Origin of the sequence: Micromonospora sp. CPCC 206060 (assembly GCF_036906895.1) — a bacterium.
Taxonomy (GTDB): domain Bacteria; phylum Actinomycetota; class Actinomycetes; order Mycobacteriales; family Micromonosporaceae; genus Micromonospora.
Map to the genome: position 1 here is coordinate 182,663 of NZ_JBAKHU010000001.1, position 23,622 is coordinate 206,284.

At 73.6% G+C, this 23,622-nt stretch carries 17 protein-coding genes; 5 read left to right on the forward strand and 12 right to left on the reverse strand.

Annotation, left to right across the window (positions count from 1 at the left end):
• Nucleotides 1-24: 24 nt before the first annotated feature.
• The gene (mptB, locus tag V6U90_RS00820) at nt 25-1,536 is read right to left on the reverse strand and encodes a polyprenol phosphomannose-dependent alpha 1,6 mannosyltransferase MptB (protein WP_334430545.1); all 1,512 of its coding nucleotides are present in this window, start codon (nt 1,534-1,536) and stop codon (nt 25-27) included.
• 4 nt (nt 1,537-1,540) lie between these two features.
• The gene (gene mptB / locus V6U90_RS00825; protein ID WP_334430858.1) at nt 1,541-2,935 is read right to left on the reverse strand and encodes a polyprenol phosphomannose-dependent alpha 1,6 mannosyltransferase MptB; all 1,395 of its coding nucleotides are present in this window, start codon (nt 2,933-2,935) and stop codon (nt 1,541-1,543) included.
• A 44-nt stretch (nt 2,936-2,979) separates the two neighbouring features.
• On the opposite strand from mptB (V6U90_RS00825), the gene V6U90_RS00830 reads away from it, so the two are divergent.
• Nucleotides 2,980-4,710, forward strand: coding sequence for a hypothetical protein (locus V6U90_RS00830; protein ID WP_334430546.1), 1,731 nt, complete (start codon nt 2,980-2,982; stop codon nt 4,708-4,710).
• Between the two features lie 238 nt (nt 4,711-4,948).
• Here V6U90_RS00830 and V6U90_RS00835 read toward each other — a convergent pair whose 3' ends face one another.
• Complete coding sequence (locus tag V6U90_RS00835) at nt 4,949-7,972, reverse strand: bifunctional [glutamine synthetase] adenylyltransferase/[glutamine synthetase]-adenylyl-L-tyrosine phosphorylase (RefSeq protein ID WP_334430547.1); 3,024 nt, start codon at nt 7,970-7,972, stop codon at nt 4,949-4,951.
• Between the two features lie 9 nt (nt 7,973-7,981).
• The gene (locus V6U90_RS00840; RefSeq protein WP_334430548.1) at nt 7,982-8,749 is read right to left on the reverse strand and encodes a type 1 glutamine amidotransferase; all 768 of its coding nucleotides are present in this window, start codon (nt 8,747-8,749) and stop codon (nt 7,982-7,984) included.
• Nucleotides 8,750-8,802: 53 nt separating this feature from the next.
• Between V6U90_RS00840 and V6U90_RS00845 the strand changes: the two genes are divergently transcribed.
• Both V6U90_RS00845 and V6U90_RS00850 read left to right on the forward strand, forming a co-directional pair.
• A complete protein-coding gene (locus V6U90_RS00845; protein ID WP_334430859.1) occupies nt 8,803-9,753 on the forward strand; it encodes a S66 peptidase family protein in 951 nt (316 codons plus the stop codon).
• Between the two features lie 138 nt (nt 9,754-9,891).
• Nucleotides 9,892-10,347, forward strand: a complete 456-nt coding sequence (locus V6U90_RS00850) for a hypothetical protein (protein WP_334430549.1) — start codon at nt 9,892-9,894, stop codon at nt 10,345-10,347.
• An 81-nt stretch (nt 10,348-10,428) separates the two neighbouring features.
• Here V6U90_RS00850 and V6U90_RS00855 read toward each other — a convergent pair whose 3' ends face one another.
• The 6 genes from V6U90_RS00855 to glnA all read right to left on the reverse strand — a co-directional run bounded on the left by V6U90_RS00855 (nt 10,429) and on the right by glnA (nt 18,083).
• Nucleotides 10,429-10,803, reverse strand: a complete 375-nt coding sequence (locus tag V6U90_RS00855) for a VOC family protein (protein ID WP_334430550.1) — start codon at nt 10,801-10,803, stop codon at nt 10,429-10,431.
• A 209-nt stretch (nt 10,804-11,012) separates the two neighbouring features.
• A complete protein-coding gene (locus tag V6U90_RS00860) occupies nt 11,013-11,183 on the reverse strand; it encodes a DNA-binding protein (RefSeq protein WP_334430551.1) in 171 nt (56 codons plus the stop codon).
• Between the two features lie 722 nt (nt 11,184-11,905).
• Nucleotides 11,906-15,220 (reverse strand): NACHT domain-containing protein, encoded by a 3,315-nt coding sequence (locus V6U90_RS00865; protein ID WP_334430552.1) that lies wholly within the window; start codon nt 15,218-15,220, stop codon nt 11,906-11,908.
• A gap of 138 nt (nt 15,221-15,358) precedes the next feature.
• The gene (locus V6U90_RS00870) at nt 15,359-16,054 is read right to left on the reverse strand and encodes a helix-turn-helix transcriptional regulator (RefSeq protein WP_334430553.1); all 696 of its coding nucleotides are present in this window, start codon (nt 16,052-16,054) and stop codon (nt 15,359-15,361) included.
• A 101-nt stretch (nt 16,055-16,155) separates the two neighbouring features.
• A complete protein-coding gene (locus V6U90_RS00875) occupies nt 16,156-16,581 on the reverse strand; it encodes a DUF350 domain-containing protein (RefSeq protein WP_334430555.1) in 426 nt (141 codons plus the stop codon).
• A 152-nt stretch (nt 16,582-16,733) separates the two neighbouring features.
• Complete coding sequence (gene glnA, locus V6U90_RS00880) at nt 16,734-18,083, reverse strand: type I glutamate--ammonia ligase (RefSeq protein WP_334430557.1); 1,350 nt, start codon at nt 18,081-18,083, stop codon at nt 16,734-16,736.
• 278 nt (nt 18,084-18,361) lie between these two features.
• On the opposite strand from glnA, the gene V6U90_RS00885 reads away from it, so the two are divergent.
• The gene (locus V6U90_RS00885) at nt 18,362-20,155 is read left to right on the forward strand and encodes an NAD+ synthase (RefSeq protein ID WP_334430559.1); all 1,794 of its coding nucleotides are present in this window, start codon (nt 18,362-18,364) and stop codon (nt 20,153-20,155) included.
• A gap of 122 nt (nt 20,156-20,277) precedes the next feature.
• Complete coding sequence (panB, locus tag V6U90_RS00890) at nt 20,278-21,201, forward strand: 3-methyl-2-oxobutanoate hydroxymethyltransferase (RefSeq protein WP_442933495.1); 924 nt, start codon at nt 20,278-20,280, stop codon at nt 21,199-21,201.
• A 132-nt stretch (nt 21,202-21,333) separates the two neighbouring features.
• Here the strand turns inward: panB and npdG are convergent, their stop codons facing one another.
• Nucleotides 21,334-22,032: an NADPH-dependent F420 reductase gene (gene npdG / locus V6U90_RS00895; RefSeq protein ID WP_334430561.1), complete on the reverse strand. Its 699-nt coding sequence runs from the start codon at nt 22,030-22,032 to the stop codon at nt 21,334-21,336.
• Nucleotides 22,033-22,194: 162 nt separating this feature from the next.
• Nucleotides 22,195-23,622, reverse strand: a complete 1,428-nt coding sequence (locus tag V6U90_RS00900) for an RNB domain-containing ribonuclease (protein ID WP_334430563.1) — start codon at nt 23,620-23,622, stop codon at nt 22,195-22,197.

Below are 23,622 nucleotides of genomic sequence, written 5' to 3' on the forward strand. Positions count from 1 at the left end.
GCTCCGGGCGCAGATGCCTCGGGGTCAGTTGTTAATAGGGGGCCCTTCCTCTACCAAATGCGTTAAGAAGGGGCCCTTCCTTACTCGGTGGGCGAGCGCAGCGAGCACCAGCGCGGTCATCAGGACGGCGCCGGGGGCCTTGGTGTAGCGGGCCAGGTTGGTGCCGTCGGGCAGGACGAGGAAGGCCGCCACCGCGCAGGGCAGCAGGAACCAGGTGGTCCGGGTCATCGTGACGGCGAGCAGCAGCAGCGGCCAGGTGGCGTACCAGGGGTGGAAGACCGGGGCGAGCACGACGGTGCCGGCCAGCGCGAGACCGGCGCCGGTCAGCGCCACCCGGGGGCGGGCCGCGTCCAGCCGGGCCATCCGGTTGCGCCCGGGACCGAGCCGGCCCACCTGGTCGACGGAGGTGCCGACACCGCGCAGTTCCACCCAGGCCCGCCAGAACAGCACCACGATCAGCAGGGCGAGCAGTACCACCGCGACGGCCCGGGTGACCGGTACGGCTTCCGGGTCCCGGCCGACGAGCCCGCCTGCGTAGTCGATGACGAAGCCGACCGCAGTGGGTGGGGAGGTCCACTGTTTCGAGTCACCGCTGCTGGCCAGGGCGCCGACCCAGCCGGGGCCGAGCCCGGAGAGTCCGGTGACGGCGGCCAGCGCCGCCAGTGTCCCGGCGGCCAACCACGCGCCGTCGGCGGCGAGCCGGCGCGGCCGGTACAGCCCGGCGAGGCCGGCGAGCGCGGCGAAGGGCAGCACCACGATCGCGGTGGCCTTGACCGCCACGGCCAGGCCGAGCAGGGCACCGCCGGCCAGCAGCGGCCCGGGGCGGCCGGGGTGGCGGACCACCAGCAGCAGTGCGGCGGCGAGCAGACCGAGCATGACCGCGTCGTTGTGCGCGCCGGAGACCAGGTGCACGCCGACCAGCGGGCAGGCCAGCACCAGCCACAACGCCCGCTGCGGCGGGACCCCGCAACGCCGGGCCAGTTCGGGCAGGCAGAGCGCGGTGAGCAGCACCCCGGCCAGGGCGACGATCCGCAGCACGACGAGGGTGCCGGTCAGGGTGCTGCCGAGGTCGGCGGCCAGCCCGGCGAGGGCCATGAAGACCGGGCCGTACGGGGCCGGGGTGTCCCGCCAGATCGGGGCGACCGCGTCCACCCAGGGGCAGCCCGCCCCGGCGGGGCCGACGGCGTACGGGTCACCGCCGGTCGCGTACATCCAGCCCTGGCAGGCGTACGAGTAGACGTCCCGGCTGCCCAGCGGGGGCGCGACCAGCAGCGGCAGCAGCCAGAGGGCCACCGTGCCGAGCACCCAGCGGGTACCCGGTGTGCCGTGCCGCAGGGCCCACCAGGCGGCGGTGAGCAGGGCGGTACCGGTCAGCCAGGCGACCGCCGGCCACGGCCCGTACCGGCCGGCGAGTGGTCCCGGGGGCACGGTCGACAGTGCCCCGCCGAGTCCGGCGGCGACGGCGAGCAGCACCGAGCCGACCAGTCCGCCCCAGCGTGCGAGCGGGTAACGGGCCGGCTGGTCGTCACCTGTCACCGGGTCACCCGTTCCGCTGGCCGGTCCTCCGCGCCGACCGTACCAAGTGCACGACGACCGCGATCACGATCAGCGTCATCAGGGGGGCACCGGGCATCTTGGTGTAGCGGGGCAGTCCGGTGCCGTCGGGCAGCACCATGAAGCTCACCACCAGGGCGGTCACGGTGAACCAGCGGGTGTGCAGTGCGGTGGCGGCGAGCAGGACCAGCGGCCAGGTGGCGTACCAGGGGTGGAAGACCGGGGCGAGGGCGACGGTGGCGGCCAGCGCGAGGGCGGCGCCGTGCAGCGGGTCCCGGTGCCGGGACCGCCACCAGAGCCAGACCAGCAGCACGGCGAGGACGGCCACCCCGGTGGCGCGGGCGGCGGGCAGCGCGTCGATGTGCCAGCCGCCGAGGACGGCCAGGTAGCCGATGGTCTGCCCGACCGCGGTCGGGGGTGAACTCCAGGCGATCGCGTCGCCGCTGCGGGACAGCCCGGCCACCCAGCCGAAGTCCAGGCCCGCGGCGAGGGTCGCGGCCACCACCGCGCCGGCCGCGCCGCCGACCACCCACCCGCCGTCGCGGGCCAGCGCCTTGAGCCGGTACGCCCCGACGACCGCCAGCAGTGCGGCGAACGGCACCACGACCAGCGCGGTCACCTTGATGGCGACCGCGAGGCCGAGCAGCGCTCCCCCGGCGAGCAGCGGTCCGGGGCGCCCGGGGCGGGACACGATGACGGCGAGGCCGGCGACCAGCAGGCCGATCATCAGCGCGTCGTTGTGCGCCCCGGAGACCAGGTGCACGCCGACCAGCGGGGAGGCCAGGCCGAGCCAGAGGGCCCGTTGCACGGGTACCCCGGCGTGCCGGGCGAGCACCGGCAGGCACCAGGCGGTGAGTACCACGCCGGCCAGGGCGATCAGCCGGAACGCGGCGATGATCAGGGTCAACGAGTCGGTGGCCTCGACCACCCCGCCGGAGATCAGCACGAAGAACGGCCCGTACGGCGCGGGAGTGTCCCGCCAGATCAGCGAGATGGAGTCCAGCCAGGGGCAGGGCAGCGCGGACACTCCCTGGGTGTACGGGTCTCCCCCGGCGGCCCAGGTCGCGCCCTGGCAGGCGTACGCGTAGACGTCCCGGCTGCCCAGCGGCGGCGCCACCAGCAGCGGGACCAGCCAGAGCCCGGCGGTGACCAGCGCCCAGCGCGCGGACGGCACCCGGTCGCGCAGCGTCCACCAGGCCCAGGCCAGCAGGGCGGTGCCGGCCAGCCAGAGCGCGATGGTCAACGGTCCATGCTCGCCCTGCCAGATGCTGACCGGGGTGACCTTCGGCGGCAGTTCGGGCAGTGCGCCGCCGAGTACGGCGGCCACCGCCAGCAGGGTCGAGCCGAGCAGGCCGCCGTAACGCGCGAGGTGGTGGGGCACGCCGGACATGCTGCCAGTACGGTGGTCGCGGTCAGGAGGTGGGCATGCGGGACGGTCGGGTGGTGCTGGTCTCCGCCGGCTGCGCCGCCGTGCTCGGCGCGGTGTACCTGACGCTGCCGACCATGGGCTCGGACCTGTCCGCGCAGGTGGCGCGGGCGGAGTTCTTCGCCGCCCACGGTGCCGCCCCGGTGGACCTGCGCTGGTACGGCGGAGTGCACCCGTTCGGCTACAGCCTGGTCTCCCCGCCGGTGATGGCTCTGCTCGGGGTACGCCTGACCGGGGTCCTGGCGCTGGTGGTGGCGTCCGCCGCGTTCGCCGCGCTGCTGGTCCGTACCCGGGTACCCCGGCCGTTTGCGGGCAGCCTGGTCGGGGTGGTCTGCATCGCCGGCAACCTGGTCTCCGGTCGGGTCACCTACGGGCTGGGGGTGGCGTTCGGGCTGCTGGCGCTGCTCGCGTTGACCGTCGGCGGGCCGCAGTCCGGCTCCGGCGGATTGCCGCGCCCCGGACGGTGGCTGCGGTACGGCGGGGCGGTCGGCGGTGCCCTGCTCGCCTCGGCGACCTCACCGGTGGCCGGGCTCTTCGTCGGGCTGGTGGGGGCGGCGCTGCTGCTCAGCAGCGTGCCGGAGACGGCGGCGGGTTTCCGCCGGTACGTCCCGGGGCTGGCGCTCGGGCTGGCCGCCGCCGGACCGCTGGCGGTGACCACAATGGCCTTCGGCGAGGGCGGCTGGATGAACATCAGCCGCACCGACACCGTGCACGCGGTGCTGACCAGCCTGGTGGTGGCAGGGTTGGTGGCGTACCGGCCGGTGCGGGCGGCCGCCCTGCTGTCGGCGGGCGGGGTGCTGGCCGCCGCGCTGCTGCACACCCCGGTCGGGTTGAACGCGACCCGGCTGGTGGTGATGTTCGCGCTGCCGGTACTCGCGGCGTGCGCCACCCCGCCGGCGGCCCTGCACCGGCGGTTGGCCGCCCGGGTGTCGGTACGGCTCGTCGGGCAGCCCGCCGGGCGGGTGGCTGGACGGCCAGGTGGCTGGACGATGTGGCCGGACGGTCCGCCCGACCGCGCCGGCGGGGGCTCGGCCGGCGTGGTCGGGCGGGTGGCGCTGGTGGTGCTCCTCGGCGCGGTCTGCTGGTGGCAGCCGCCGGTGGTGGTCGCCGACCTGCGCAGTATGGGGGACGCCCCGAGTGACCGGGGCTATTTCGCGCCGCTGCGGGCCGAGCTGGACCGGCGGGGCCTGACCGGCCGGGTGGAGATCCCGCCGACCCGCAACTACTGGGAGGCCGCCCACCTGGGTGACGTACCGCTGGCCCGGGGTTGGCTGCGGCAGGCGGACATCGACCGGAACCCGCTCTTCTTCAGCACCGTCCCGGGGGCGGCCGGGACCGGCGTGCCGCTGACCGCCGGGTCGTACCGGGCCTGGCTGGCCGGGAACGCGGTGCAGTACGTGGCGGTACCGGACACCGCGCTGTCCTGGGTGGGCCGGGCCGAGGCGGAGCTGGTCGCCTCGGGCCTGCCGTACCTGGCGCCCGTCTGGTCGGACGCGCACTGGCGGCTCTACGCGGTCGCCGACCCGGAGCCGATCGTCGGGGCGCCGGGCGTGCTGGTCGGGTGGACCGCCGCCTCGGTGACCTTCCGGGCCCCGGCGGCGGGCGCCATCGACCTGCGGGTGCGGTACAGCCGGTGGTTGACGGTCGACGGCGGGGCCCGGGTCGCCCCGGCCGGGGACTGGTTGACGGTGACTGTGCCCCGGGCCGGCACGTACACGCTGGGCGGCTGACCCGCTCCGGGTTCAGGTGTTAAAAAGGGCCCCTTCCTCTACCGAAAGCGATAAGAGCGTCCGGCAATAGGGCGGTGGAGGCGAGGCGGGGTCTGGCCGAGGGCGGCAAGGCGGAGGAGGAGGCCATGCCGGTGTTGCATGGCCGACGACGACAACGCCGCCAGCCGATGTGCCAGGGCGCGCCGCAGCCCCGCTAGTCCTATTGCCGGACGCTCTAAGAAGGGGCCCTTCCTTACATCTAGCCGAGGACGCGTTCCATGGCGGTACGGGACCGGCGGCCGGTACGCAGGTACTCGTCGAGGAACTCGCCGGTGTCGTCGGCGCCGAGCAGCCGGGTCACCCCGGCCAGCTCGACCCCGTGCCGGGGCAGCTGGTCGCCGGCCCGGCCCCGGACCAGCATCAACGCGTTGCGGACCTGGGCGGCCAACCGCCAGCCGGCGGTCATCGCCGTGGCGTCGGCCGGGTCGAGCAGGCCGGCGTCGGCGGCGGCGGTCAGCGCGTCGAGGGTGCGCGTACCGCGCAGCGCGTCGATCGTGCCGGCGTGCTGGAGCTGGAGCAGTTGCACCGCCCACTCGACGTCGGCCAGTCCGCCCCGGCCGAGTTTGGTGTGGGTGGCCGGGTCGGCGCCGCGCGGCATCCGTTCGGTCTCCACCCGGGCCTTGATCCGCCGGATCTCGATGACCTGTTCGCGGGTGAGCCCGCCGAGCGGATAGCGGACCCGGTCGATCATCGACTCAAACTCGGTACCCAGGTCGGCGTCGCCGCAGACGAACCGGGCCCGCAGCAACGCCTGCGCCTCCCACACCTTCGACCAGCGGGCGTAGTACTGCGCGTACGCGGCGAGGCTGCGGACCAGTGGCCCCTGCCGTCCCTCCGGCCGCAGGTCGGCGTCGACACCGAGCGGCGGATCGGGGGCGGGCATGCCAAGCAGGCGCCGCAGTTCCTCGGCGATCGCGTGCGCGGCGGCGCTGGCCGAGTCGTCCGGTACCCCGGGCGCCGGGTCGTAGACGAAGAGGACGTCGGCGTCGGAGAGGTAGTTCGACTCGTACCCGCCGAGCCGGCCCATCCCGATGATGGCGAACCGCAGCCCCGGCGGGGCGGGTTTCGCGGCCCGGGCGATGTGCAGCGCGGCGGCCAGGGTGGCGTCGGTGACGTCGGACAGTGCGGTGCCCACCGCGGCGATGTCGCCGAGGGTCGCCGGCCCCGGCGGGCGGTCCGCGCCACCCCGGCTGCTGGTGGAGGCGAGTGCCCCGGCCCGGCTGAGCACGTCGGCGCAGGCGAGCCGGACCAGTTCCCGGCGGCGCAGGGCGCGTACCGCCCGGATCGCCTCGACCGGGCCGGCGTGCCGCGCGGCGGCGGCGGTGAACCCGTCCCGGAGTACGTCCGCCGGGCGGGCGGTCAGTTCCGGGTCTTCGGCGAGCAGCCGCAGCGCCTCCGGGTCGCGGGCCAGCAGGTCGGCCGCGTACCGGGACAGCGAGAGCACCCGGGCCAGCCGGCGGGCCACCGGCCCGGAGTCGCGTAGCAGCCGCAGGTACCACGGGGTGGTGCCGAGCTTGTCGGAGACCTGCCGGTAGTTGAGCAGGCCCCGGTCCGGTTCGGGGGCGTCGGCGAAGTCGGAGAGGAGCACCGGCAGCAGGGTGCGCTGGATGGCGGCGGTCCGGCTCACCCCGCCGGTGAGGGCCTGGATGTGGCGCAGGGCACCCGCCGGGTCGGCGAAGCCGAGGATCTCCAGCCGGTGGCGGGCCGCCTCCGGGGTGAGCCGCAGCCCGTCGGCCGGTACCCGGGCCACCGACTCCAGCAGCGGCCGGTAGAGCAGTTTCGCGTGCAGCCGGCGTACCTCGGTGGCGTGGGTGACCCAGTCGGCGCGGAACGCCTCGACGGCGTCCCGGCCGGGCATCGCGGTGTAGCCGAGCGCGGCGGCCAGCCAGCGCAGCGCGGCCGGTTCGGTCGGTACGGTGTGCGTGCGACGCAGTCCCTGAAGTTGCAGCCGGTGCTCGACGCCCCGCAGGAACCGGTAGCCGCGCAGCAGCGCCTCCCCGTCGGCGCGGCCCACGTAGCCGCCGGTGACCAGGGCGCGCAGCGCCGGGATGGTGCCCGGCAGCCGCAGCGACTCGTCGGCCCGGCCGTGCACGAGTTGCAGCAGCTGGACGGCGAACTCGATGTCGCGCAGCCCGCCCGGTCCGCGTTTGATCTCGCGTTCCAGTTCCTTGGGCGGGATGTTGTCGATGATCTTGCGGCGCATCGCGCGGACGTCGTCGACCGCCTCGGGGCGGGCCGCCGCCGCCCAGACCAGCGGCGCGAGCTGGTCGATCCACTCGGCCGCCAGGTCTAGGTCACCGGCGGCCGGGCGGGCCTTGAGCAGGGCCTGGAACTCCCAGGTCCGGGCCCAGCGCCGATAGTAGGCGAGGTGGCTGGCGAGGGTGCGGACCAGCGGACCCCGGCTGCCCTCGGGGCGCAGCGCGGCGTCCACCGGCCAGGCGACCAGGCCGCAGATATGGATCAGCCGGGTGGCGATGGTGGTGGCGGCGGGCAGGTCCTCGTCGCCTGCCGCGACGAAGATGACGTCGACGTCGGAGACGTAGTTGAGTTCCCCGCCACCGCACTTGCCCATCGCCACCACCGCCAGCCGGGGGGTGGGCGTACCGGCGGGCAGCTCGGCCACCGCGATGTCGTAGGCGGCGGTGAGGGTGGCGTCGGCCAGCGCGGAGAGCGCGGCCATGCTCTGTTCCAGCACCCGTCCGCCGGTCAGGTCGGCCGCCGCGATCCGCAGCAGCGCCAGCCGGTACGCCCGGCGCAGCGCCGGGATCGCTGATCCGTCCACACCGGTCGGCTCCAGGGTGCCGTCGGCGGTCGGGGCGGACCCGTCGGGGCTGGTGGACAGCGCGGTCCACTGGTCCGGGTTGGCGACCAGGTGGTCACCGAGCGCGGAGGAGGCGCCGAGCACCGCGACCAGCCGGCGGCGCAGCCCGGCGTCAGCGAGCAGGGCGGCGAGCAGCGCCGACTGCGCACCTTCCGGGGCGGTACGTCGTTCCGCCTCGACGATCCGGTGCAGCTGACGCAGCGCCAGGTCGGGGTCGGCGGCCCGGGAGAGCGCGGTGAGCAGCTCGGCCGCCGCCTCGTCGGTCGGTTCCTGGGTCTCCGGGCGCCACAGTCCCAGCCCGGTCGGGCCGAGCAGGTCGGCGGCGCGGGCGCCGCCGTCACCGTCGCTGACCCCGAAGCCGTACCGGGCGAGGCGGGCGGGTGCCCTGGTGGGTCTGCTCATCGCCACCCCTCAGTGGCCGAGCAGCGGCAGGGTCCGGCGCGGGCCGCCATCGTCCAGCTCGCCGAGGGCCAGGGCGGCGAACCGGGCGGCGAACGGCTGCCACACCTCCTCGACGTCGGTCATCACCGCATCGCAGGCGGCCACCACCAGCTCCGGGTCGTACCCGAGGTCGGCCAGCAGCCGCGAGTCGGTCGCCCAGTCGGCGATCATCGCGGTGTCGCACTCGATGTGGAACTGCAACCCCCAGGCCCGGTCGCCGAGACGGAACGCCTGGTGCGGGTAGCGGGTGGAGGCGGCCAGCAGGGTGGCGCCCCGGGGCAGTTCGGTGATCTCGTCGATGTGCCACTGGAACACGTCCGGGATCAGCGGCACGTACCGGAACAGCGGGTCGGTCTCGGCGGCGTCCCGGCGACCGACCACGGCCGGTCCGACCTCCGGCCCGGCCGCGCTGCGCTCGACCTCACCGGCGTGGCTGGTGGCGAGCAGTTGCGCGCCCAGGCAGACGCCCAGGGTCGGCACCCGGTGCCGGACCGCCTTGCGCAGCAGCCCCTCCAGGGCCGGGAACCAGGGCGCGCCGGGAGTGCCGTCCGGGTACGGGTACGGCTGCTGTTCGCCGCCGAGCACCACCAGGGCGGCGTACCCGTCCAGGTCGGCGGGAAGTTCGTCACCGGCGTGCGCACGCAGGACGTGCAGTTCGAGGCCGGCTTCGGTCAGCCACTCCCCCAGCCGGCGGGGGTCATCGGTCGGGTCGTTCTCGATCACCAGCGCGGTTGCCACCCGTCGAGGCTAGCGGGTGCCGCCCGGCGGTCCCGATAGGCTCGACGGCTGTGATTTCCGATGTGACGGTCGACGCCGCCGATGGTGGGGCGGTCCGCCCGCCCGCGCTGCGTCCCGGTGACAAGGTGCTGCTGGTCTCGCCTTCCGGGCCACTACGGCCGGAGCGGCTGGCCCGGGGTGTCGAACTGCTCACCGGCTGGGGGCTGCGGCCGGTGCCCGCCCCGCACGCGTACGACCGCAACGGCTACCTGGCCGGGACGGACACCGACCGGGCGGCGGACCTCAACCTGGCCTTCGCCGATCCGGAGGTGCGCGGGGTGATCTGCACCCGGGGCGGGTACGGCGCGCAGCGGATGGTGGACCGCATCGACATGGCGCTGGTCCGCCGCGATCCGAAGGTGGTGGCCGGCTTCTCCGACATCACCGCGTTGCAGTTCGCGCTCTGGCGGGGCGCCCGGCTGGCCGGGGTGCACGGGCCGGGGGCGGCCTGGTCGGACGAGCGTACCGGCCTGCGGTCGGCGGAGTCGCTGCACGCCGCGCTGATGACCTGCGAACCGGTGACGGTGCGGCGCGACCCGGCCGAGGAGACCGCTGCGGTGTGCGTGCCCGGTACGGCCACCGGGCTGCTGCTCGGCGGGAACCTCTGCCTGATCGCCGCCTCGGTGGGCACCCCGGATCTACCGGACCTGACCGGGGCGGTCCTGCTGATCGAGGACGTCGAGGAGCCGCCGTACAAGGTCGACCGGATGCTCACCCAGCTACGCCGGGCCGGGGCGCTGGCCGGACTGGCCGGGGTGGCGGTGGGCCAGTTCACCAACTGTGCGGACGGCTGGGACACCACGGTCAACGACGTACTGACCGAGCGGTTGGGTGATCTCGGCGTGCCGGTGCTCGGCGGGTTGCCGATCGGGCACGGGCCGGGTCAGCTCACCGTGCCGGTGGGGGTGCCGGCGACCCTGGACACCGACTCGGGCACACTCACCGTGAGCCCTGCGGTCCGCTGAACAGGCCCGTGACCGGGCCGGCCACGGCGCTGAGCTGCGGATACTCAGCAAACTTGCAGGTCCGTCACAAGCTGCAATCAGCCAGATATGTCACTCTGAGTCAGGTAAGGAAACTCACCGACGATCTGGAGCGCCATCATGTCCCGGAGATTCACCCGGAAGAACGTGCTGATCGGGCTGGCTGCGGCCGGCGTACTCGGCGTCGGCATCGCCGCGCCGGCTGTCGCACTCGCCGACAGCAGCGCGAGCCCGACGCCGTCCGCCTCCTCGTCGACCGAGGACCGGCGCACCGAGCACCGGACCGAGTTCGCCGAGGCCCTGGCCAAGGAACTGGGCGTACCGGTGGAGAAGGTCACCGCCGCGCTGGAGAAGGTGCACGAGCAGCGGAAGGCGGACCGCGACGAGCGGTGGCGGGACCGGGTCGGTGACCGGCCCGACCGGGCCGACCGGCAGGCCGCGCTGGCCGAGCGGCTGAAGCAGGCCGTCGAAGACGGCAAGCTCACCCAGGAACAGGCCGATGCGATCACCAAGGCCGCCGAGGCCGGCGTACTCGGTGGTGGTTGGCGCGGTCACTGGGGCGGACCGGGACGCTGACGACGTCCGGGCGCCCCGCCCTGGTGAGGCGGGGCGGAGCGCCCGGCACCCGTCGTGCCCTGCGCCCGGCAACCCGACGGATCAGTTGCCCGCTGGCGGGGCGTAGACGCCGATGTGGTTGCCGGTCGGGTCGAGCAGGTGGGCGAAGGTGAGCCCGCTGGCCGCGCTCTTCGCCGGTACCAGCACCTTGCCGCCGGCCGCCTCGGCCCGCCGGCAGGCGTCGGCCACATCCGCCACCTGCACGTAGAAGATCGCGTACCCGGGGTACGCGCCCCCGCTGTCCCGGATGCCCCCACCGATCGAGCCCTCGACACCGGTGTCGGTGGTCCGGTACGCCGGGTCGCCGGCGGCACCCGGCTCGGTGCCGAACGTCCAGCCGAACAGTTCGGCGTAGAAGCGCTCGGCCGCTTCCGGCTGGTCGGTGCCGATCTCGAACCAGGTCACCGCGTTGGTCATGGTGTCACTCACTCCTGTACCGGCCGGTCGGTCGACCGGCCCTCGACAACAAGGATCGGCGGGTACCGCGACAACCCTGTGTCGGTGTTTCCGGACCCAGCCCGGTGACCCGGCTCACTGGGCAGGAACAAGGCCGCTACGACGGCCTGAGCAGGAACAGAGAACGGTCCGGCCCCTTGGAGGGTCCGGACCATCTTTCTGCTGGCCGCTCAGTTCTCCGGCGGCGGTGGTTCGTCCGCTCCCCGCGCCTTCCACGGCTGGTGCTCGGTAATCCAGGCTTCCACCTCTTCGACCAGCCAGACCGCTCCGCCGGCCAGGCGGTCGAAGGGCTCCGGGAAGTCGGGGCGGCTGGTGAGCTGAACGACCCGCACGCGCGACACGCCCAGGCGCTCCTGCAGCTCCGCGCTCCCGTACAGCCTCCGCCTCCAGCCCATCTCCGAAGCATCCTGAGCTTACCCCCTTTCGAACCTGAAAGCCGTGACCGGATCACTCTTATGCGCTGCTCAGATGGCCCAGCAACGCCCATCAACACCCCCTGTCATACTTGAAAGACGGTACAGACTCCGGTCTCCTAAGAGGGGAAGCGGTCCGGCCACGTGACTAGGGCTCCGTGGCCGGACCTGCCTGTCTCTGGAGGTGGGTATGGCGATGGTCGACGGACCACCGGGCCGCGCGGACCTGTTCCTGGCGGCCAGGGGGACAGCCGAACAGCACCGGGACGGCAAGCGGTGCGGGGAGTGCACCGGGCACAGCGGGTGCCGCCAGTGGCGCTGGGCGGAGGAGCACCTAGCCACCAGGGTGGCGGAGCGGCACGGTACCGACGTGTTGGCCCGGTGGCGCGAGGTGCGCTTCCGGCACGGATACCGCCAGGACTACGGCAGACCGTGCAGTTACTGCCGGCGCGACGGGTGCTGGCTGAACGACTACGCCCGGAAGCGGCTGGGCGCCGTGGAACGCGCGGCGGACGGCCAGCAGACGTGCGCGTGGAGCGGGTGGTCCGCCGGGAGGTCTGGGTCCCTGAGCTGGCAAAGCAGATCATCCGGCCCGGGAGCGGAGCCCTTTCTCTTCGCTGGTCAGTTCCTCTGCCGCGCGTCGGCCCGGCTCACTCCGGGCCGTCGACCAGCGGGCGCAGCCGCTGCACCAGGTCGGGCCGGCGATCGCCGTAGCGCTGCCGGAAGCTCTCCGCCTCGGCCGTCGAGAGCGGCACCCGGCCCAGTTCGAGTTCGTGGAGCCGGACCAGCACGTCGGCGAGGAGGTCGTCCAGCCAGTCGACGTGCTCGCCCCGTCGGGCCAGGCCGAGCAGTTCGTCGGTCATCACGTACAGCTTCACGTCGACCGTCCGGTCCCGGCCGAGCAGGGCCAGGATGCAGCGGAGCGCCGCTGTTGTCCCGGAGCCCAGGTCCAGTACCACGTTGACACAGGCCATCAGGACCTCGAAGGCCAGATCGGCGGGGACCGTCCGGTCGCCGGCCAACCGGTCCAGCAGCAGCAGCGGATAGGTGTACGAGACCGGCCCCCACTGGTTCTCGACGGTGGCGGCGATCCGCGCACACCGCCGGTACACCCGCGCCTGTTCCTCCGGCGCTACCCCGTGGAAGTACGGCAACAGCCAGGCGTCGAGCAGCAGGTGGGCGGCGGAGGACAGGTCGTCGGCCCATGGTCGGGCGAACCGGCCGGTCGAGTCCGGCAGGTACTCGACGATCGGCTCCAGGGCGTGCCGCACGGTGTCGTCGTCGACGTCGCACTCGAAGTGCGCCCGGCGCCGGAACCAGGTCTCCTGGTCCGGCACCTGGTAGAACATCTGCTCACCGGCCTCGGCAACCGGGCCGAGGTTGTGCGCCCAGCGCGGGTCCACCGGCGGTGGGGTGAAGCTGCCGTCGTCCCGGGACAGCGCGACGTCCCGGCCGTGCCCGGTCACCCGGCGGTCCAGGGCCAACGCGTTGACCAAGGCGGCCCACTCCTCGTCGTCGAGCTGGGAGCGCCAGAGCAGGGCCTGGCCGCGCCACCGGCCGACCACGTCGGTCACGCCCGGGAAGAGCTGCCCGGCGGTCACCTCGCCGGCCGCACAGACCGCGAGCAGCAGCAGGTTGGCGGTGTACGCGGCGTGCCGGGCCGGCACCGGCAGCACCATCGGCCGGTACCCGTCGAACCGGCGCCCACCGGTCGCGTACGGCGCACTCCGGAACAGGCGGAGCAGCAGGTCCGCCCAGTCCGCGCGCCGCTGGTCGTTCAGGGTGGCGGTGTGCTCGGCGAGGAAGGCGACCACCGGGGCGCGGCTGGTCAGCACCGCGTACGACAGCAGGGCGTGCAGCAGGTCGTCGTCGACCGGTTCCCCGCCCAGCGACAGGCTGGACGCGGCGTCCCGGGCCACCAGGTCGGCCACCACCTGGGCGGTGAACCGGGCCACCAGGTATTCGCCGAAGGTGGCGTGCAGGAATTCGTAGGTCTCCCGCCGCGTGTCGTCCAGCGTGGCCCGGGACCGGTGGATGAAGAAGAACCGCCCGAGCACCACCTCGGCGGCCCGCAGCGGGGTCCGCAGACCGGACCGCTCCACGGCGGACCCCGGGGCACCGACCTTCAACGCGGCGAGGTCGACCTCCAGGTCGGTGTCGGTGACCGACTGGGCCCGCCGGTTGAACATGGCGAACGCGACCACCGACAGCCGCCGCAACTCCTCCTCGACCGCCCGGTTCAGGTCCCGGGTGGAGAGCCCGTCGCGGTGCTTGACCACCTCCCGACGGGCGAAGCGGCGCAGCAGCCGCTCGTACAGCTCGCCCCTGCGCAGTTCGCGCGCGCTGCGCAGGTCGTTGCCCTCGGCGTCGTAGAGCGCGAGCATCAGCAGCAGCAGGGGTTGCCCGGCCAGCTCCCGGTGGGCTAGCACGGTCGGGGTGTCCAGCGGCTGCACACCGAGCGCAGCGAACGGGGCGGCGTTGACCGTGTTCCAGGTGGCCACCCAGGCGGCGACCCGGGTGTCGTCGAACGGTTCCAGCCGCACCGCCACCGTCCCGGCCGGTGGCTGGGCCCGGTCGGCGACGCTGGTCCGGCTGGTCACCAGCACCGCGACCGGGCGGCCTTGGTCGGCCTCCCGGCGCTGGAAGGCGGCGACCCGACGCAGGTAGTCGGTCTGGGCGACCCCGGTGGCCTGGAGCAGCTCGTCGAAGCCGTCGAGCAGCACCACCGGCAGCGCGTCACCGGCGGAGCGGGACAGCGCCGGCCAGTCGACCCGTTCCCCGGTGTCGTACCGGACCGCCTGCTCAATCTGCTCCTGGAGGTCGGCGGCGGCATGGACGTGCCGCAGCGCCACCCGGACCACCATGAAGTCGGCGGCCGGGAGCTGCGCGGCGAGGATCCTGGTCAGCAGGGACTTGCCCGAGCCGGGCTGGCCGAGCACCAGCAGCGGCGCCCGGGCTGCACCGGGTGCGGTGAGGTGGACCAGCAGCGACTGCCACAGGTCGGCCCGGAGGGGGTGGCGGTCCCACCAGGCCTCGTCGCTGGGCCGGTCGGCCGGGGCGAGTTCGACGATCCGGCACAGCGGCGGCACGTACGCCCCGCCGAGGGTGGGTACCCGCAGGCCGGCCGGCACCTCCCCGGAGGCGACGATCGGCTGGTCCAGTTCGGCGGCGTACGCCCGGGCCAGCGCGGCCCGCCGCTCGTCCGGCGCCCGGCCGGTCGAGATGGCGTCGAGGGCGTCCCGCAGCTCGACCAGGCCGGCGGCCAGCGACCGGATCTCGCCCCGGGTGGCCTCGTGCTCGTACAGCCCGAGCCAGAACCGCACCTCGGGGAACTCGGCGGCGAGCTTGGTGAACAGGTGCCGGTGCCGGACGGCGGCCCGTTCCGGAGCGTCCTCCAGCAGCGCGGCGAAGGCTCGCTGACCGGCCCGGTCGAGCCGGTCCCAGGCGGCCAGTCCGTGCACGAAGTTGCCCAGTCGCCCGCCGACCGCGCCGTAGAACTCGACCAGTGCCGCCCGGTAGCGCGGGTAGGGCAGGTGCGGGCCGGGCACCGGGGCGACGGTGCCGAAGAGCGCGTCGGTCAGCATCCGGGGGTCGGGCGCGTACGCCCCGGCCAAGGTCAACTGCTCGCCCGCGTCGACCGCCAGGTCGGTGAAGGCGAACGGCAGCTCCGCCCCGGCCAGCACCTCGAAGTACGCGGTGACCGCGAGGACCGCGTGGGCCGCCTCCAGCCGCTGGGTACGGTCGTACCGGGACAGGCCGGAGCGCCGCTCGGACGCGGACCGGACCAGGTCGTGGCCGAGCCGGACGAACTCGGCCTTGGCGTCGAAGATGCCGAGCAGGGCCGGTACCGGCACCGAGGCGGCCAGCAGCGCTCCCCCGGTCAGTTTGTCGAACGCCTCGACGAACCGGCTCTGCTGCCCGCCGAGCAGGCGTACCGCATCGGCGTAACTGAGCACCTGGGGCACGCTGGTGGTTCCTTCCACATCGGACCGTGTCTGCGTGTTTCAGCATGCCGGACGGAGGCGACCGCCGCGACGCGGGTCAGACCGGGGGGCGACCGCCGCGACGCGGGTCAGACCGGGTGCGACTCGCCGCAGCCCGGGTCAGACCAGGCTGACCCGGCGGAGTTGCTCGTGCGGAATGTCCAGGTCACCGGGGCCCAGCTCGCGGGGCGGGGCGACCTCGGCCAGCGCGGTCACCGAGGAGATCCGGTCGGTGCGGAAGGCGCGCAGCCCGTCCCGCAGCCGGCACCAGGCCACCAGGTACCAGTGGGTGGGGTTGCCGAGGAAGCCGAGCGGCTCGACGTCCCGCACGGAGGCGGTACCGCCCCGGTCGGCGTACCGCAGGCGCAGCACCCGGCGGGCGGTCAGCGCGTCGGCGACGAGGGCCGGGACGGGCGTGGCCGGCCCCGGCCCGACCAGGTGCACCCGACGGGCGAGGTCGTGTGCCTGGGCGGCGGCGGCCGGGGGCAGCACAGCGAGCAGTTTGCGCAGCGCGGTGCCGGCCGGCCCGGCGAACGGGGTGCCGGCGAGCCGGTGCAGGGCCACCGCCATGGCCACCGCCTCGGCCGGGGTGACGTTGACCGGCGGCAGGGTACGGGCGGCGTCGAGCACGTACCCACCGGCCCGCCCCGGCTCGGCCCAGATCGGCACCCCGGACTGCTGGAGGGCGCTGATGTCCCGCTCGATGGTGCGGGTGCTCACCTCGAACCGGCCAGCGAGCCAGCGGGCACTGCGCGGGCGTGGGGTGACCGCACGCAACTCCTCGACGATGGCGTAGAGGCGGTCGGTGCGGTTCACGGCCGGAGACTATCCCCCGGGTACGACGCCCGGCCGGGCCGGCCGCGCCGGCTGATCCCGCCCCCGGCCTGCGCTGCGGGGCGGCTGCCCCGGACCGCCGGTCAGGCGATGCAGGCGCAGACGATCAGGGCGGCGCCGAAGTGGGTGGCGGCGCTGACCCGGGCCGCCGGGTGCGGCTCGTCGGAGCAGATGATCTCGCCGAGCTTGCCCGGGGTGAGCAGGTCGAGCACGAAGAAGGCGAGCGCCATGATGACCAGGCCGATCAGCCCGAAGACGACCGTGGAGGCCAGCCCCTTGCTGAACGACGTGTAGCTGGTGAGGATGGCGGTAAAGACGATGCCGGCGATGCCGAGCTGGTTGGCGGCGAGCAGCAGCGCGGCGTTGCCGTTGCGGCGGACCCAGATCAGCTCCCGCAACCGCCCCGGGGTCAGCACGTCGACCAGGACGAAGCCGGCCGCCATCAGGGCCACCCCGACCACACCGAAAACGATGCTCTGCCAGGCTCCCGTGAGCAGATCCTCCAGCACCGACTGCCTCCCATAGGGGTACGCCCGGCGCGGATGCCGGTCACGTGGTCGAGACGATAGCGTGCCCACCCCGGTCTGGCTGACCCACCGATTGTCCTGATCGGGATGTCCGACGGGTCAGCCGTGCCCCGGGGTGTCGGCGGGAAGGCGGTTCAGAGGGAGAGGTAACGCTGCCGCTCGTACGGGGTGACCTCACGCCGGTACTGCTCCCACTCGGCGCGCTTGTTGCGCAGGAAGAAGTCGAAGACGTGCTCACCGAGCACCTCGGCGACCAGCTCGCTGCCGGCCATCACGTCGATCGCCTCGGCGAGGTTCTCCGGCAGGGATTCGTACCCCATGGCCCGGCGCTCGGCGTTGGACAGCGACCAGACGTCGTCCTCGGCGCCCGGCGGCAGCTCGTAGCCCTCCTCGATGCCCTTGAGCCCGGCACCGAGCATCACCGCGAAGGCCAGGTACGGGTTGGCAGCCGAGTCGGGCGAGCGGACCTCGACCCGGGCCGAGTTGGGCTTGCCGTACGCCGGCACCCGGACCAGGGCGGACCGGTTGAGGTGCCCCCAGCAGACGTACGCCGGGCTCTCGGTGATCCGGTCCGGCAGGGTGAGCGGGAAGAGCCGCTTGTAGGAGTTGACCCACTGGTTGGTGACCGCGGTGTACTCCCGGGCGTGCACCAGCAGACCGGCGATGAACGCCCGGGCGACCTTGGAGAGCTTCATCGGGTCGCTGGGGTCGTGGAAGGCGTTCCGCTCGCCCTCGAAGAGGGAGAGGTGGGTGTGCATGCCGCTGCCGGGCTGGTCGGTGAAGGGCTTGGGCATGAAGGTGGCGCGTACCCCGGTGGAGAGCGCGACCTCCTTGACCACGTGCCGGAAGGTCATGATGTTGTCGGCGGTGGCCAGCGCGTCGGCGTAGCGCAGGTCGATCTCCTGCTGGCCGGGGGCGACCTCGTGGTGGCTGAACTCGACCGAGATGCCGATCCGCTCCAGCGCCAGCACGGCCTGGCGGCGGAAGTCGCGGGCCACGGCGTGGGTGGTGTGCTCGAAGTAGCCGCCGGTGTCCACCGGGACCGGCACCGAGCCGTCGGCGCCGCCGTTCTCCAGCAGGAAGAACTCGATCTCCGGGTGGGTGTAGAAGGTGAAGCCCTTCTCCGCCGCCCGGGACAGGGCCCGGCGCAGCACGTGCCGGGGGTCGGCCCAGGACGGGCTGCCGTCGGGCAGCAGGATGTCGCAGAACATCCGGGCGCTCTCGCCGCTGACCCCGCCCTCGAAGGGGAAGACCTGGAAGGTGGTCGGGTCGGGCATGGCGACCATGTCGGACTCGAAGACCCGGGCGAAGCCCTCGATGGCGGAGCCGTCGAAGCCGATACCTTCCTCGAAGGCCGCCTCCAGTTCGGCTGGGGCCACCGAGACGCTCTTCAGCGTGCCGAGCACGTCGGTGAACCACAGCCGGACGAAACGGATGTCACGCTCTTCCAGCGTGCGGAGCACGAACTCCTGCTGACGGTCCACTTCCACCCCTTGCGACTTCTTGCCGGCCTCCGGCAGAGCCGGCGCGCGCCTGGCCGCCCAGTCTCCACCGACCTCGTTACGCAGACGTTACGAGAATCCGATGACGGTCGATGACCTGGGGGTGATGCACGCACCTCCCGGGCCCTCCGCCCCAACATACTGCCCCGGACACCCCGGCGACGGCGGCAGTCCACCACGTGGTGGTCACCGGGTGGCAGCGGTCGCAACGCTGCGGGGCGCGGGCGTACCGGGCCGACGGACCGGGCAAGATGGGGGGCATGCCGACCCTGCGCCTCGCCCTCGCCCAGGTCAACCCGACCGTCGGTGACCTCACCGGCAACGCGGAGATCGTCCGGCGGGTGGCCCGCGACGCCGCCGCCGCCGGTGCGCACCTGCTCGCCTTCCCCGAGATGATGCTGACCGGGTACCCGGTCGAGGATCTGGTCTTCCGGCAGTCCTTCACCGCCGCCTCCCGGGAGGCGCTGCACCGGCTCGCCGCCGACCTGGCCGCCGACGGCCTCGGCGACCTGCCGGTGGTGGTCGGCTACCTGGACGCCGACGGCCCGCCCGCGATCAGCGCGGACGCCGAGCCGGGGCGGGGTCCGCGCAACGCCGCCGCGCTGCTGCACTCCGGCGCGGTGGTGGCCACCTACTTCAAGCACCACCTGCCCAACTACGGCGTCTTCGACGAGGACCGCTACTTCGTCCCGGGGGACACGCTGACCGTGGTCCGGCTCGGCGGGGTGGACGTGGCGCTGACCATCTGCGAGGACCTGTGGCAGGCCGGTGGCCCGTTCGCGGTCGCCCGGCAGGCCGGGGTCGGCCTGGTGGTCAACATCAACGGCTCGCCGTACGAGCTGAACAAGGACGACATCCGGCTGCCGCTGGTCCGGCGCCGGGCCGCCGAGGCCGGGGCGACCATCGCGTACGTCAACATGGTCGGCGGCCAGGACGAACTGGTCTTCGACGGGGACTCGATGATCGTCGCGGCGGACGGCACCCTGCTGGCCCGGGCGCCGCAGTTCGTCGAACATTTGCTGCTGCACGACGTGGCGCTGCCCGAGCCGGCCGGGGGCGGCGCGGTGACCAGCGAACCCGCCGGGGCGGCCGGGGAGTTGCTGGAGCAGCACGCCGACCACCTGCGGGTGGTGCGTACCCACCGCACCGACGCGCAGCCCGCACCGGCCGGGCCGCCGACAATCGGCGGGATCATCGAGCCGGTCGCCGACGAGGCGGAGGTCTGGCAGGCGCTGGTGCTCGGCCTGCGCGACTACGTCCGGAAGAACCGTTTCCCGTCGGTGGTGCTCGGGCTCTCCGGCGGCATCGACTCGGCGGTGGTGGCCGCGATCGCGGTCGACGCGCTCGGCGCGGACCAGGTGGTCGGGGTCTCCATGCCGAGCCAGCACTCGTCGGAGCATTCCCGGTCGGACGCGGCGGAACTGGCCATGCGGACCGGGCTGGACTACCGGATCGAGCCGATCCAGCCGATGGTGGACACCTTCCTGGCCAACATGTCGCTCTCCGGCGTGACGGTGGAGAACCTCCAGGCCCGGGTCCGGGGGGTGATCCTGATGGCGCTGTCGAACCAGGAGGGCCACCTGGTACTGACCACCGGCAACAAGAGCGAACTGGCGGTGGGGTACTCCACCCTCTACGGCGACTCCGTCGGTGGGTTCAACCCCCTCAAGGACGTCTGGAAGACGCTGGTCTGGAAGCTGGCCCGGTGGCGCAACGCCGACGCGGCCAGCCGGGGCGAGACGCCGCCGATCCCGGAGAGCTCGATCGGCAAGCCGCCGAGCGCCGAGCTGAGCCCGGGCCAACTGGACAGCGACACCCTGCCCGACTACTCGGTGCTGGACCCGATCCTGATGGCGTACGTCGACACCGACCTGGGCCGGCAGGGGCTGGTCGAGGCCGGTCACGACCCGGCCGTGCTCGACCGGGTGCTACGCATGGTGGACACCGCCGAGTACAAGCGTCGGCAGTCCGCTCCGGGTATGAAGATCTCGATGAAGGCGTTCGGTCGGGACCGGCGACTGCCGATCACCAACCGGTGGCGCGAACACGGTTGAGATCGGGACGGCCACCGGAGAGTGAAATCCTCCACTGCGCACTGCCGTGGCCGGTCGGACCGGTGCGACGATGCGGGTAACCCGGGGACCGCGAGGGCGGCCTTGAGGTGAGAGGAGCAACCATGTCCGAGTCAGGGACAAAACCGACATCCGGCACCGCCGACGCGCCTGGCAAGGTGCCCGCCGACGCGCCTGGCAAGGTGCCCGCCGACGCGCCCGGCGAGGTGCCCACGCTCTACGGTGGTCCGGCCACTCGACGGGTACGCACCCGCGACCTGATCGCCGCCAAGCAGCGGGGCGAGCGGTGGCCCATGCTGACCGCGTACGACCAGTACAGCGCGTCGATCTTCGACCAGGCGCGCATCCCGGTGCTGCTGGTCGGGGACTCGGCGGCCAACAACGTGTTCGGGCACGAGACCACCCTGCCGGTGACCGTCGACGAGCTGCTGCCGCTGGTCCGCGCGGTGGTCCGGGCCACCCAGCACAGTCTGATCGTGGGCGACCTGCCGTTCGGCTCGTACGAGGAGGGGCCGGTGCAGGCGGTACGCACCGCCGTGCGGTTCATGAAGGAGGGCGGCTGCCACGCGGTCAAGCTGGAGGGCGGCCGACGGTGCGCCGCGCAGATCGCGGCGATCGCGGCGGCCGGTATCCCGGTGATGGCGCACATCGGTTTCACCCCGCAGAGCGAGCACGCCATCGGCGGCTACCTGGTGCAGGGGCGTGGTGACGCAGCCGAGGACGTACTCGCCGACGCCCGGGCGGTGACCGAGGCGGGGGCGTTCGCGGTGGTGCTGGAGATGGTGCCGGGCGAGGTGGCCAAGCGGATCACCCACGAGCTGCCGATCCCGACGATCGGCATCGGCGCCGGTCCGGACGCAGACGGCCAGGTGCTGGTCTGGCAGGACATGGCCGGGCTGCGTACCGGTCAGGTGCCGCGCTTCGTGAAGCGGTACGCCGACCTGGCCGGGGTGCTGGCCGAGGCCACCCGGCGGTTCGCCGACGAGGTACGCGGCGGCGAGTTCCCGGCCGCCGAGCACACCTTCTGAGCCCTCACCGCTTGCCGATCATGGAGTTGTGGTACCCGGTTCGGGGGTGTTTTTACCACCTTGTCCCCCACCACAACTCCATGATCGACGGGGTGAGCCGGCGACGGGGTGAGCCGGCGACGGGCCGGTCGATCAGAGGTCAGTGACCCGGATGCCGGCGTGGGCCTTGTACCGCTTGTTGATCGCGATCAGGTTGGCGGTGAACGCCTCGATCTGGTGGGCGTTACGCAGCCGGCCGGCGTAGATGCCACGCATCCCGGGAATCCGCGCCGCCAGCGCCGCCACCACACCCACCAGCTCCCGGTCCTCGGCGCAGATCAGCACGTCCAGGTCGATCCGGTCGACGGCCGGATCGGCCAGCAGGGGCGCACTGACGTGGTTGAACGCCGCACAGACCCGGGAGGCGGGCAGCAGGGCCGCCGCCTGCTGCACCGCGCTGCCCTCGGCCACGGTCAGGGCGTACGGCCCCTGCTTGTCGAAGCCCAACGGGTTGACGCAGTCGATGACGATCTTGCCGCTCAGCGGCTCGGCGAGCGCGGCGACGGTGGCCCCGTGCCCGTCCCACGGCACCGCGATGATCACGATGTCGGAGCCGTACGCGACCTCGGCGTTGTCACCGCCGGAGACCCAGGCGTCGGCCGGCACCCCGTCGAGTGCGGCGATCTCCCGGGCGGCCTGCTCGGCGCGCTCCGCCGACCGCGAACCGATCAGCACCCGCTGCCCGGACCGGGCGAACCGGTAGGCGAGCCCTCGCCCCTGGTCACCGGTGCCACCGATAATGCCGACGGTCAGCCCGGACACGTCGGGCAGCGTGCTCGCGTCGTAAGCCATGGCAGCCATCCTCGCAAACTCCGGCGGCCGGCAGCAGTACCGGCCGCTGTGACAAATTCCCGCCGGCACGCAGGTCAGGCGCGTACACAGCACGGGCCAGCCCTGCGGGAGCACAGCCGGCACCCGGGTCAGGCCCTGCGCGGAGCACAGCCGGCACCCGGGTCAGGCCCGCTCGAAGCGCACCTTCCGGGTGGCCGGGTCGGCCGTCACCAGGCGGACCCGGATCCGCTCGCCGAGTGGCAGCTCGCCGTCACAGCGGGCCCGTACCGGCGGGTCGTCGAGCGCCACCGCCCCGCCAGGCAGGCGACGGGACCGGCCGTCCGCCGGGCTGTCCACGTCGACCACCGCCGCGTCGAAGGTCTCCCCGACCCGGTGGGCGAGCAGCACCGCCTCGGCCAGTTCGATGGCGCCCCGGGTAGCGGCCGAGGCGACCCGGTCGGTGGTCGCCATCACCCCCGGCAGCTTCGGCAGCGCGGTACGCGCCCAGTCCGGGACCGGCGTACCGGCGTGCAGGGCGAGACACACCTCGGTGGCGTACCGGTCGGCGAGCCGGCGCAGCGGTGCCGTGACGTGCGCGTACGCGCCACCGACGCCGCCGTGGCCCGGGTCCTCCGGCAGCGTGCCGTCGAACGCGGTGTAGCCCGCCCCGCGCATCAGCTCGGCGGCCTGGTCGAGGAAGGCCGCGTTCCGGAGACGGGCCGGGTCCAGCCCGGCGATCAGCCGTCCGACACTCATCTCCGCCGGCCAGTCCACGCCGAGCGGGACGGCGGCGGTCCGCAGCCGCTGCACCGCCTCCGGGCGCGGCGCGGGCATCGTCCTGAGCAGACCCACCCCGCCGGCAACCATGAGCTGCGCGGCGACCATGCCGGTGAGCAGCGATATCTGCGCGTTGTGGTCCTCCATCGGCACCGGCGGCCGAAGCACCAGCCGCCAGCCGTCGCCGTCAGGTTCGACGTCCTGCTCGGGCAGGGGCAGGTTGATCGCTCCCCGGTCCAGTCCCCGGACGGTCAGCAGGGTGCCGATCTCGGGCAGCAGCGCGATCGGCTCGGGTAGCCGTCCGGCCTCCGCGTCGGCCTGGGCGGTGGCATAGTCGAGCTTGGCGCGGCTGCGGACCAGGGCCCGCTCCAGCCGTACCGTCCCGGGCGCGCCGTCCACGTCCAGGTCGATGGTCCAGACCACGGCGGGCCGCTCGACGTCGGGCAGCAGGCTGGCCGCGCCCTCGCTCAGCGTCTCCGGGTGCAGCGGCACCTTGCCGTCGGGCAGGTAGATGGTCTGTCCCCGACGCCAGGTCTCCGCCTCCAGTGCCCCACCCGGGCGGACGAAGGAGCTGACGTCGGCGATGGCGTACCGGACCCGGTAGCCACCACCGGGCCGCCGGGTCAGGCACATCGCCTGGTCCAGGTCCCGCGAGGTGGCCGGGTCGAGGGTGACGAAGGGTACGTCCGTCCGGTCGGTCGACGGTCCCGGACCCGCCGCCACCGCCTCGTCCGCCTCCCGGAGCGCCTCGACCGGGAATCCACCGGGCAGGTCCAGTTCCCGCCGCAGCGCGGTGAAGTCGATGCGGGGGGCGAGTACACGTCGGATGACCAC

Coding starts and splice junctions, on each gene's coding strand:
- V6U90_RS00830 (WP_334430546.1), top strand. CDS start 2,980: ATGCGGGACGGTCGGGTGGTGCTGGTCTCCGCCGGCTGCGCCGCCGTG.
- V6U90_RS00835 (WP_334430547.1), bottom strand. CDS start 7,972: ATGAGCAGACCCACCAGGGCACCCGCCCGCCTCGCCCGGTACGGCTTC.
- V6U90_RS00850 (WP_334430549.1), top strand. CDS start 9,892: ATGTCCCGGAGATTCACCCGGAAGAACGTGCTGATCGGGCTGGCTGCG.
- V6U90_RS00855 (WP_334430550.1), bottom strand. CDS start 10,803: ATGACCAACGCGGTGACCTGGTTCGAGATCGGCACCGACCAGCCGGAA.
- V6U90_RS00885 (WP_334430559.1), top strand. CDS start 18,362: ATGCCGACCCTGCGCCTCGCCCTCGCCCAGGTCAACCCGACCGTCGGT.
- panB (WP_442933495.1), top strand. CDS start 20,278: ATGTCCGAGTCAGGGACAAAACCGACATCCGGCACCGCCGACGCGCCT.
- npdG (WP_334430561.1), bottom strand. CDS start 22,032: ATGGCTTACGACGCGAGCACGCTGCCCGACGTGTCCGGGCTGACCGTC.